At 74.9% G+C, this 8,841-nt stretch carries 9 protein-coding genes; 3 read left to right on the top strand and 6 right to left on the bottom strand.

Annotation, left to right across the window (positions count from 1 at the left end):
* Positions 1-292 precede the first annotated feature (292 nt).
* Positions 293-1,255, bottom strand: a complete 963-nt coding sequence (locus tag ACTIDRAF_RS32240) for an alcohol dehydrogenase catalytic domain-containing protein (protein ID WP_016701293.1) — start codon at positions 1,253-1,255, stop codon at positions 293-295.
* A gap of 469 nt (positions 1,256-1,724) precedes the next feature.
* Here ACTIDRAF_RS32240 and ACTIDRAF_RS0224380 point away from each other — a divergent pair, with 469 nt between their 5' ends.
* Positions 1,725-2,198: an SRPBCC domain-containing protein gene (locus tag ACTIDRAF_RS0224380; RefSeq protein ID WP_016701292.1), complete on the top strand. Its 474-nt coding sequence runs from the start codon at positions 1,725-1,727 to the stop codon at positions 2,196-2,198.
* Here the strand turns inward: ACTIDRAF_RS0224380 and ACTIDRAF_RS0224375 are convergent, their stop codons facing one another.
* The 3 genes from ACTIDRAF_RS0224375 to ACTIDRAF_RS0224365 form a co-directional block, all read right to left on the bottom strand.
* Positions 2,199-3,026, bottom strand: coding sequence for an SDR family oxidoreductase (locus tag ACTIDRAF_RS0224375; protein ID WP_016701291.1), 828 nt, complete (start codon positions 3,024-3,026; stop codon positions 2,199-2,201). It lies immediately after the preceding gene.
* A gap of 216 nt (positions 3,027-3,242) precedes the next feature.
* Entirely contained in the window at positions 3,243-4,049 is an 807-nt protein-coding gene (locus ACTIDRAF_RS0224370) for a hypothetical protein (protein ID WP_157163255.1), read from the bottom strand.
* Positions 4,050-4,237: 188 nt separating this feature from the next.
* On the bottom strand, positions 4,238-4,633 hold the full coding sequence (locus ACTIDRAF_RS0224365) for an acetamidase/formamidase family protein (RefSeq protein ID WP_026066455.1): 396 nt from the start codon (positions 4,631-4,633) through the stop codon (positions 4,238-4,240).
* A gap of 140 nt (positions 4,634-4,773) precedes the next feature.
* On the opposite strand from ACTIDRAF_RS0224365, the gene ACTIDRAF_RS0224360 reads away from it, so the two are divergent.
* Complete coding sequence (locus ACTIDRAF_RS0224360) at positions 4,774-5,565, top strand: aminoglycoside 6-adenylyltransferase (RefSeq protein ID WP_016701287.1); 792 nt, start codon at positions 4,774-4,776, stop codon at positions 5,563-5,565.
* A gap of 215 nt (positions 5,566-5,780) precedes the next feature.
* The gene (locus ACTIDRAF_RS31040; protein WP_016701286.1) at positions 5,781-6,812 is read left to right on the top strand and encodes an Acg family FMN-binding oxidoreductase; all 1,032 of its coding nucleotides are present in this window, start codon (positions 5,781-5,783) and stop codon (positions 6,810-6,812) included.
* A gap of 271 nt (positions 6,813-7,083) precedes the next feature.
* Here ACTIDRAF_RS31040 and ACTIDRAF_RS34105 read toward each other — a convergent pair whose 3' ends face one another.
* Together ACTIDRAF_RS34105 and ACTIDRAF_RS0224345 are read right to left on the bottom strand one after the other, a co-directional pair.
* Positions 7,084-7,260, bottom strand: a complete 177-nt coding sequence (locus tag ACTIDRAF_RS34105; RefSeq protein ID WP_016701285.1) for a hypothetical protein — start codon at positions 7,258-7,260, stop codon at positions 7,084-7,086.
* Between the two features lie 372 nt (positions 7,261-7,632).
* On the bottom strand, positions 7,633-8,292 hold the full coding sequence (locus tag ACTIDRAF_RS0224345; RefSeq protein ID WP_016701284.1) for a response regulator: 660 nt from the start codon (positions 8,290-8,292) through the stop codon (positions 7,633-7,635).
* Between the last annotated feature and the right edge of the window lie 549 nt (positions 8,293-8,841).

Raw genomic sequence — 8,841 nt, 5'->3', positions numbered from 1 at the left:
CCGCGGGCCGCGCCTGCCGGCGGGGCGGGCCGTCCACGGCCACCCCGGCCCCGCTCGTCCCCGACGAACCGGGCCACGCGGCGGGCGCGCGCACCACTGGCGGAAGCCCGCGCCCTCCCGCCGCCCCGCCGTGAGATCACCAGCCGCCTCGTCCCCGCCGACCGGGTGGTCGAGCACCCGGCAGGAAGGGCGCCCGGCGAGCGGACCGCCCGAACCCCGAGCCCGTCGACACCGCACCCCCGCCGCCAGAGCAGTGGGACCCCCGGGCGTGGGCGGGCCCGGAGGACCGCGGTCAGTCGCCGATGGTCACCGCGACCTTGCCGCACCCGTGCGGCCGTGGGGACGCGCCCAACTCCGAGGGCAGGTCGGACAGGTTGATCACCCGGTCGATCACCGGTTGCAGCGTGCCGGCGTCGGCGCAGTCGACCAGCCGGCCCAGGAGCTCCCGGTCCGAGCGGGCGACCACGTTCACCGCGGTGACGCCCCGGCGGGCGAGCGCGGACACGTCCGCCGCGCCCCGGGTGCTGGCCACCCGCCCGCCCGGCCGCACCAGCTCGCTGAGGATCACGAACCGGTCGGCGTCGCTGACCAGGTCGACGAGCCCGTCCACTCCCTCCGCGTAGCGCTCCCGGACCTCGGGCAGCCAGTCCCCGGAGTAGTCGAGCACCTCGATCGCGCCGAGCAGGTGCAACAGGGTGCGGTCCTGCGGCTGGCCGGTGCTGACGACCGCCGCGCCCCTGGCGTTGGCCACCTGGACGGCGAGGGTGCCCACCCCACCCGAACCCCCCACCACCAGCACGGGACCCCGGGTCGGGGCCACCAGCCGGCTCCGGCGCGGGGGAACGACCGCGTCAACGGCGAGCAGCGCGGCCGTCCCGGCCAGGGGCAGCACCCCGGACTGGACGAAGTCCAGCGTCGCGGGCCGACGCGCGAGGAGCCGGGCGGGAACCACCAGGTACTCCGCGAACGCGCCCGGGCCCTCGTGGGGGACTCCGGGCGGGAGGAAACCGAGCACGCCGTCACCCGGAGCCAGGTCCGCCACCGCCGAACCCGCCTCCACGACCAGGCCGGCGAAGTCCAGCCCCAACCCCCCGGGAACCCCGTCACGCGCCTGCGCGACCGCGTCGAGGTCGGCGTGGTTCAGCGAACTGGTGAGGACGCGGACCAGCACGTCTTCTGGGGCCCGGACGGAGGGGGCGGCCACCTCCGCGACGCGCGGTGGCCCGCCCTGTCCGGTGAGCACGGCGGCTCGCATGTGCTTCCGCCTCCCTTGCCTGGGGCCTCGGTCGCGACGCGGTTCCGGGCGGACTGGGGAGTCCCGTGACCGACCACGCTAACACCGCTGCGGTGTTTGCGCAGGTCACGACCGCTGTACCTGCTGCTGGTCGGCCAGCGGGGAGGGAGCGCCCGGTCGTGGTGGCGGTGCCAGGACTGCTGCGACGGCGCGCCGACGACGGCTCCCGAGTTCCCGGTCGCGACCGGCGCCGACCAGGAACGGGACGCCCCGGCGACGACCACCGTGTTCCGCCGCGTGCGGCGGTGGCGCGCCCCCGGCGCTCACCGGCCGGGCCCCTCGACCAGCCCGGCGCGCCCGGGTAGCTCGGCCGGGATCACTCGGTGGTGGCGGCGCCCCATCACCCGGAGCGTCGGTGCCGACACGCAGAATGACCGCCGGGTGCGCCCGCCCCGAGCCGACGAACGACGACCGAGGAAGGACCCCGCCGATGGCCCCCGCCGAGATCACCATCGCACCGGACCGCCAGGACATCACCACCACCGTCACCTTCGACGCCCCACCGGCGGCGGTGTTCCGCGCGATCACCGACCCGGAACTCATCCCGCGCTGGTGGGGCGGCGGCAACTTCGAGACCACGGTGGAACGGCTGGACCTGCGGCCAGGGGGACTGTGGTGCTACGTCAGCCGGGACCCAGCCGGCACTCCCTCGGTGTTCCGGGGCGTGTGCCACGACGTCGACGCGCCGAAGCGGCTGGTGCAGACCCTCGAGTTGGAGGGCGTGCCCGGGGGAGTGCAGCTCGGCGTCTTCACCTTCGAGGACCTCGGCGGTCGGACACTGCACCGCCAGGTGTCGGTGTTCCAGTCCGTCGAGGAACGAGACGCCTGGGTCCACCCCGGGATGAGCGAGATCATGCGGGAGGGCATGCGCCGGGTCGGCGAGATCGCCGAGGGCCTGTCCTGATCAGCCCCGGCGGAACCCGCCCTCGGAGTTGATCACCTGCCCGGTGACCCACCGGCCGTCGTCGCCGACCAGCCAGCTGATCAACCGGGCCGGGTCGTCCGGGCCACCCCACGCTCCGCCGGGAAAGCGCCGCCGCACCTCCTCGTGCGCGGCGGGCGGGGCGTAGCCGGTGTCCACCGGACCGGGGTTGACCGCGTTCACCGTGATCCCCCGGTCCGCGAAGTGGTCGGCGAGACTGGGGGTGATCGCCGCCAACGCACCCTTGCTGGTGGCGTAGGCGATCTCGTTCCGCATCACCCCCAGGTCCTGCCCCGAGGTCAGGAAGACGATCCGCCCGCCGGGGCGGCCGTCGTGCTGGCGGCCGAACGCCTGGGCCAGCAGGAGGCTCGCCCGGGCGTTCACCGCGAAGTGGGCGTCGAGGTCGGCGGCCTCCAGCACGTCCAGCGCACCGTCCGAACCGCTCAACGCCTGGTTGCACACCAGCACGTCCACATGCCCGAGGCACTCCACCGCCGTCCGCGTCACCTCGGCCGGACCGGCGGGCTGGGCGAGGTCGACGTCCCCGTGCGCGACGACACCCCCCGGGCGGGCGCACTCGGCCACCCCGGAGACGACGGCGTCCACCCCACCCGGGTCCGCGCCCCACGGCTGCCGTTCGTCGTGCGGAAGGTGGTGGTGCAGGAACAGGTCCGCGCCCAGCGCGGCCAACCGGCGGGCGACCGCGTACCCGATGCCGGCCCGCCTGCTCACCGCCGTGACCAGTGCGGACCGTCCGAGCAGCGGAAGCGGGGTTGGTCGCAGCTCGGCAGGGGAGGGGAGACCGGTCACGAAGGATCCTCCTGGGCGGCGGGAACCACGGCGGGCGAGGTCGTCGAACCGGATCGAGCGTAGGCCCCGGGGGCAGCGGCCCACGAACGCTTTTCCGGCCACCCACCCCCCGACCGGGAGGCAGCGGAGGCGGGCGCGTGCCGGGGTGAACGCGAGGACCACGCACTCCGTCGGGAGCGGGGATGGCCCGGAAGCGGCGTCGAACCGGGGCCGGTGTCAGAACTCGACCTCGGGGCGGCGGAGCTCCACCACCACGTGCCGATCCGCGATCTGGTGCTCCTCCTCGGAGCCGGCGACGACCCAGCCCGGCAGGTACCAGACGTCGACTTCGTCGCCGGGGCGCGGCATGCGCGTCGGCGCCACCCCCAGGACCACCGAGGCCACCACCCGCCGGGCACCGCCGTCGCGGAACCCGATCCGCAGCTGGCACAGCACGGTGTTCCCGCTGACCACCGCTCGGCTGGTGGCTTCTCCCACGTCCAGGACCCGGCCCGTGGTCAGGCTGCCCCGCTCCCGGACCGACCGCCGACGTTCGGCTTCCTCCCACTCGCTCCGCAGGGTGTGCCAGGCGAGCAGGGCCATCAGCGCCCCACCGGCCAGGAACGACCAGAACGTCGCCGCCAACGACCCGGGCGGGCGCACCCCCTGCGCGTCGAGGGCCAGGTAGGTCCACCCGAAGCCGAGCGCGTACCCCAGGCCCAGCTGGCCGAAGAGCAACCACAGCGGGGAGACGCCCTCGGAGGTGGCCACCGCGCCAGCCAGGGTGAAGGCCGCCGCCAGGGTCAGCAGCAGCCCGAGCACGACACCGATCACGATGACCGTGACCACCACGCCGGTGCTCGGACCGCCGGGCAGGTCCGCCGCCCACAAGGACGGGCCGATCCCGTACCGGACGGCGACGAGGTTGGCCACCAGCGCCAGTGCGGCGAACACCAGCGCGCCGACCGGTCCCACCGGCCCCAGCTCCCCGTGCCCGTCCCGCTCGTCGTCCCGAGACTGCCCGGCGACACCCTGTCCGGTCATGTCCGCCTCCGTGGTGCCGGTGACCCCGAGCCGGAGCGTAGCCGCCCACCACGACACCGGGGCGTCGTCCGGGCGGACATCAGCACGTCTCCGTACGGCGTGGGGACCGGACGCCGCCCCGAGCCACCCGCGCCCGCCCACGGGAGCGGCCGCCGACTCCCGGGTTCCAGCGGAGCCGGCCTCCCGAATCAACCCGAGATGCCCGTGGTGCGGTCCACCACCTGCGAGACCGCGAAGTCCGCCGCCGCGCTCAGGTAGGCGTCGGCGACCGGGTCCCTCCATCCCCAACCCCTCGGCCAGGAACGCCATCGCGTGACGCACCGCCGCGTCCACCCACCCTCCTCGCCCTCACCACCGCTGAGCCCGAACGGGATCCAGTGCTCCGGTGCCTCGGCGAAGGGGCAGGTGAACGCCGTGCGCGGCGCGTCCCCGCCGGGCGGGGAGGCCGGCAACCGGACCGTCGCCCGCAGGGACCCCTCCCTCGCCGTCAGCGCGACCTCCCCGTCGCCCTGCGCCATGTGCGGGTCGCGCGTGCAGGAACAGGCGACCGTCCACCCGGACCGGCAGTACAGGGTGCTGCCCACGGGAGCTGCTCCGGACAGCCGAACGAGCACGCCGGTTCCGCGCCCCACTCGAGTACGCCGTGACCGGCCGAGCAGTGGCCTGCGAGAGTCGCCCCGAGCGGTGAGGCTCGTCATCGGAGGGGCGAGGGAGGAGTCACGGGATGGACTACCGTCGAGCACTGGAGGCCCTGGTCGGGTGGGCGTCGACCCGTGACGACGTCCGAGCGCTCGTGCTGACCGGATCCGCCGCCGCCGAAGGTGCCCACCCGCTCTCCGACCGGGACATCGAAGTGTTCACCACGGACACGACCGCACTCCTGCGGGACGAGTCGTGGTGGAACGACCTCGGCGAAGTGCTGGTCGTCGAACGGCTCGAGGACGGCGCGGGCAACCCGACCCGCCTGGTCTACTACGCGGGCGGAAAGATCGACTTCACCCTGCTGCCAGCGCGGCGACTGCCCGGCCGAGTCCACGCACGCCCGTTCCAGGTACTGCTCGACAAGGACGGCACCGCCACCACCGCCAGGCTGTTCGCACCCGACCCCGCGCCGCCCTCGCCCGAGGAGTTCGACGAGTCGGTCAACTGGGCGTGGGCGGCCGCCCTGATGCAGGCGAAGGCGATCGTGCGCGACGAGCCCTGGTCGGCGAAGCTGCGCGACCAGGACCTGAAAGCCGAACTGCTGCGGATGATCGAGTGGGACCACCGCGCCCGGCACGGGACCGCCGTTGACACCCGCTACCTCGGCACGAGGATGCGGCAGTGGATGGACACCGACATCCAGCAGGCCCTCGGGCACTGCTGGGCCAGCCTCGACGCCGCCGACTCGACGCGGGCGCTGCTCGCGACCACCCGCGTGTACCGCGCCCTCGCCGAGCGCACCGCCACGGCACTGTGCCTCCCCGCATTCGATCACGAGCGAGTCGAGACCGAGCTGCGCACCATCCTCGCCTGAGGCGACCGGACCCCCGGTGGACGTCCGGGCCGTACCTCGCCTCCCCGGTGGGGAGCGGACGGCGCGCCGCCTCCTGTCCCGGGCTCGTGTCCGTCTCGGGCCCTAGGTCCTGTCGGGACCGGCCCACGGTCCCTGTCCGACCGCGCCCGGCCAGCAGAGGATGTGCACAAGGGCGGTGTCCGACCACCGCGTGGGCTGGGCGCGAGGACAGGATGATGAGCACGATGAGAACGGCGACGGCCACCGGCACGTCGAGCCGGACCCAGGACGCGGGCCGGGCGGGGGCCCTCGCTGAGCTCCTGGTCACGGCGGCGACCCGGGCCCCGTCACCGCACAACACGCAACCCTGGCGGTTCGAGGTGCGCGGGAACGGCATCGCGCTGCACCTGGACCGGTCCCGACTGCTCGGGGTGGCCGATCCCGAGGGCAGGGAGGCGAGGCTGGCCTGCGGGGCGGCCCTGTTCAACCTGCGGTTGGAGGCGCGGGCCCGGGGCATCGCCGCCGTCACCGAGTTGCTGCCCGACCGGGATGTCCCGGACCTGCTCGGCGTGGTCCGGCTCGCCGGGCGGCACCAACCCACCGGGGAGGAACGGGCGCTGGCCTCGGCGATCCCCCGCCGGCACACCAACCGGCGGCCCTTCGCCGAGGAGCAGCCCCCGGAGCCGGTGCGGCACGCGCTGCGCCGGGCGGCCCAGTTGGAGAGCGGCCTGCTGGACTTCCTCGACGAGCCGACGCGGTTCGCCGACCTGGCCAGGATGATCAGGAGCGCGGAGGCCGCGCAGCGCGACGACGACGCGTTCATGGCGGAGCTGGGGCGGTGGACGACGGGGGTGGCCAGCGTCAGCGACGGCGTCCCGGTCCGGGCGAGCGGCCCGCCGCCCCTCGAGGAGGGCTTGGTCGCGGTCCGGCGGTACGGCCCCGGACACCGGCCCCCGCGCCCCTACGAGCGGGTTCCGCTGCTGGGGGTGGTGCTCACCGACGAGGACGACCAGCGCGCCCAGCTGGTGGGGGGCCACGCCATGCAGCGGGTGCTGTTGGCCGCGACGGCGGTGGGGTTGAGCACCTCGTTCGTCTCCCAGCCAATGGAGGTGCCCTCGGTCAAGGAGGAACTGGACCGCCTGGTCGGTTCGCGGGGGCACCCGCAGACCGTGCTGCGGGTCGGTTACGGGTACCCGGGGCTGCCCACCCCCCGCCGGACGGCGCGGGAGGTCACCAACGGCCTGCCCCCCGTGGCGGAACCCGGCTGAGGGCGTCGGTGGCCATTCAGGGGTGCGGCCGCGCGCTGGCCGCCCGGTGTCTCGTGGCTGGCCTTGCGGGTTCGGAACGGCCTTCCGGTGGTGGCTTCGCGGTGTCGCTGGGAAGGGGCCGCCGACACGGGCCGGGTGAGCGGCGCGGTGCGGCGGCCCCCCTGCACGGCGCCAGTTCCTGGCTGGCGGAGCAGGAAACCGCCTCCGCTCGGCCCGAACCTCCTCCCGGCACTCATCCGCCGTCCGAGTCCTGCACTCCCCGGGGCCGGACTCACGCGGCGCGGGCCTGCTGGCGCAGGTTCGTCACCGCGTCCCGCGCGGAGAGGAACGCCCCGGCCTGCCCGGCGACGAGATAGCCCAACAAGTCTCCGGCGCCGTGGACGCGGACGGCCGGCCGGGTGAGCAGCGCGTGGTTCCCGGAGGACCGCGAGGGCCAGGACACCCCCATCCCCCTCGGGGTAGGGGGTGCGTTCCCATGCGATGGAGAACGAGGAGATCAGGCCGCGCCGGTAGCGGGCGCCGTGGATGCGCGAGCCGGCGCGCACCGTGCCCGGGACCTGCGTTCGGCCGGGGAGAGCCGCCCGAACTCGACGGCGCGCTGCCCGCTCACGTGGTGGCCGGTGGGCACCCCGTTGGCTAGCGGGAGCCGTTCGTTCCTGGTCGGCTGTCCGCCGTGGTTCTCGGTCCCCCGCTGGGCGGACAAGCGTGTGGATGTCGGTGGGGTCCGGCTTCGTCTCCGTCGGACCGGGTACCGGCTGGCCATCTCCCGCACCTCGTCGCGGGTCCTCCTGGTCGGCGCCGTCGGCGGTGGCGGTGGGTCTCAGCGGTGCGGGCGGCGGGTGGTGGCCTGCCTCGTCGCGTAGACGGCGGCCTCCGTGCGGCGGGCGAACCCCAGCTTGTGCAGCAGCGACGACACGTAGTTCTTCACCGTCTTCTCGGCCAGGTTCAGCCGGCGACCGATCTGGCGGTTGGTGAGCCCGGTCGCCACCAGGTCCAGGATCCGCTCCTCCTGCGGGCTCAGGTCCGGGTACCGGGGGTCGCGCCGCTCCTCACCCTGCCGCACCCGTGCCAACACCAGGTTGGTGACCTTGCCGTCCAGCAGCGACTCCCCGGCGGCGACCGCCCGCACCGCGTCCACCAGGCCACTGCCGCTGATGCGTTTGAGCAGGTACCCGGCCGCGCCGGCCATGATCGCGGCGAACACCGCCTCGTCGTCGGCGTCGTCGGAGCCGAGCATCAGGCAGGCCGGCGGCGGGTCCACGGTCCGCCGGGTCTCCCGGCACACCGCCACGCCGTCGCCGTCGGGGAGCTGCATGTCCAGGATCGCCACGTCGGGACGCAGCGCCGGGATGCGCGCGAGGGCGTGCGCGGCGTCCCCCGCCTCGCCGACCACGTCGATGTCGGGCTCGGACTCCAACAGGTGGGCGATGCCCCGTCGCACGATCTCGTGGTCGTCGACGATGAACACGGAGACCGTCACCGTGACCTCCCGGCATGACCGCGACGCCCGCCGGCGGCGGAACGTCGACCCCGGGCCGGTGCCCCGGACTCGTCAGGGCACCTGCCCCTGCCCCTCCGACGGTAGTCCTTCCGGGGGACCTTCGCCGGTCGCGGACCCGGGCCGTTCGGCGGCGCGCAGGGGACCGACCGGACCTCGGACGCGGGGCGTCCGGGCCTCGCGGGCGGGCGGGGGTGGGCACGGTGGCCAAGCGCCATGGGGGCGCCAGCCGCCCGGGAACGGCGTCGTCCGCTCCCATCGCTGCTGGGAGCTCCACCCGTGACGCCGGCGGACGCGCGGTTCCGCCAGTCGGGCTCCTGCGGACGCCCGCAGGAGCGGAGGCCAGCTCCGACCCCTGACCAGGAGCCAGCACTCGAGGGGGCACGCCACCATCCCGCCCGCGACGCGTCCCGAGCCGGCGGGGAAGGCGCACGCCGGCGGGTAGCGGACGAGGGCGAACCGGGACCCGGAGCTGGTGGGCCCACCGCGATTCCGTTCGCGGCGGGCCCACCCGCCGATGTTCCTCCTCGG

The organism is Actinoalloteichus spitiensis RMV-1378 (assembly GCF_000239155.1).
GTDB lineage: Bacteria > Actinomycetota > Actinomycetes > Mycobacteriales > Pseudonocardiaceae > Actinoalloteichus_B > Actinoalloteichus_B spitiensis.
Note: the sequence above shows the minus strand (reverse complement) of the source record. Positions and strands in the feature narration are given on the sequence as shown.

Bases quoted from the DNA above. Each gene is read 5' to 3' on its own strand.
- ACTIDRAF_RS32240 (WP_016701293.1), bottom strand. From the start codon at position 1,255: ATGCGAGCCGCCGTGCTCACCGGACAGGGCGGGCCACCGCGCGTCGCG.
- ACTIDRAF_RS0224380 (WP_016701292.1), top strand. From the start codon at position 1,725: ATGGCCCCCGCCGAGATCACCATCGCACCGGACCGCCAGGACATCACC.
- ACTIDRAF_RS0224370 (WP_157163255.1), bottom strand. From the start codon at position 4,049: ATGACCGGACAGGGTGTCGCCGGGCAGTCTCGGGACGACGAGCGGGAC.
- ACTIDRAF_RS0224360 (WP_016701287.1), top strand. From the start codon at position 4,774: ATGGACTACCGTCGAGCACTGGAGGCCCTGGTCGGGTGGGCGTCGACC.
- ACTIDRAF_RS31040 (WP_016701286.1), top strand. From the start codon at position 5,781: ATGAGCACGATGAGAACGGCGACGGCCACCGGCACGTCGAGCCGGACC.
- ACTIDRAF_RS34105 (WP_016701285.1), bottom strand. From the start codon at position 7,260: ATGGGGGTGTCCTGGCCCTCGCGGTCCTCCGGGAACCACGCGCTGCTC.